The following is a 1,024-nucleotide window of genomic DNA, read 5'->3' as shown; positions in this document are numbered from 1 at the left end:
TGATCCGGGCAGCAAGCGGCACGTGCTTCAGCAGGTGATCCGCGAACATCAGCTTGCGCTCCTGCGTGCCGAATTCCGCGAACACGCGTGCGGGCGGCGTCAGGAACACATCGCCTTCGCGCACGTCCGCGAAGCCGAGGTACTGCAGCACTTCCGCGATCGGAAACAGTTCGTCGACCTCGAGGTGCAGCGTGCGCGCGATTTCCGGCATGTCAGCGCGGCCGTGGTACGGCGCCATCGCGAGCGTCTCGATCAGGCCGGCCATCAGGTTGGTCGACACCTGCGGCAGCCAGCTGCCGAGCTCGAGCCCCTTCTTCGTCGCCTCGCCGGTCTGGCGCGCCGTCATCTTCGCGTAGATGTCGTCGACCAGCTTGCGGAAATCGGTATCGAGCCGATTGCGCGGATGCTTGAACGGCACCTTGATCTCGGCGATCACGCGGCCCGGGTTCGACGACAGCACGAGGATCCGGTCGCACATGAACACCGCTTCCTCGATGTTGTGCGTGACGATCAGCACCGACTTGATCGGCATGCGGCCCTGCGTCCACAAATCCAGCAAGTCGGTGCGCAGCGTTTCGGCGGTCAGCACGTCGAGCGCGGAGAACGGCTCGTCCATCAGCAGGATGGTCGGATCGACGACGAGCGCGCGCGCAAACCCGACGCGCTGGCGCATCCCGCCCGACAGCTCGCGCGGATACGCGTTCTCGAAGCCGTCGAGGCCGATCAGGTCGATCGCGGCCAGCGCGCGTTCGCGCCGCTCGCGCGCGCCGACGCCGAGCGCCTCGAGCCCGGCTTCCACGTTCTGCAGCACGGTGAGCCACGGGAACAGCGCGAAGGTCTGGAACACCATCGCGACGCCCTCGGCCGGGCCGCGCAACGGCTTGCCGAGATAGGTCACCTCGCCGTCGGTCGGTTCGATCAGGCCGGCGATGATGCGCAGCAGCGTCGACTTGCCCGAGCCCGAGCGGCCGAGCAGGCCGACGATCTCGCCTTCGCGCAGCGACAGGTTCGCGTCGTCGAGCAC

Annotated in this window: 1 protein-coding gene; it reads right to left on the bottom strand. The window is 67.5% G+C overall.

Annotated elements, in window-relative coordinates; all coding sequences use genetic code 11:
- Positions 1 to 1,024 (bottom strand): nitrate/sulfonate/bicarbonate ABC transporter ATP-binding protein (locus tag WS61_RS08175; RefSeq protein WP_059500012.1); only part of this gene is annotated, 1,024 nt, incomplete at both ends.

This window comes from Burkholderia sp. ABCPW 11, assembly GCF_001523445.1.
GTDB lineage: Bacteria > Pseudomonadota > Gammaproteobacteria > Burkholderiales > Burkholderiaceae > Burkholderia.
The sequence above is the reverse complement of the archived record's forward strand: the minus strand, read 5'-3'. Positions and strand labels throughout refer to the sequence as shown.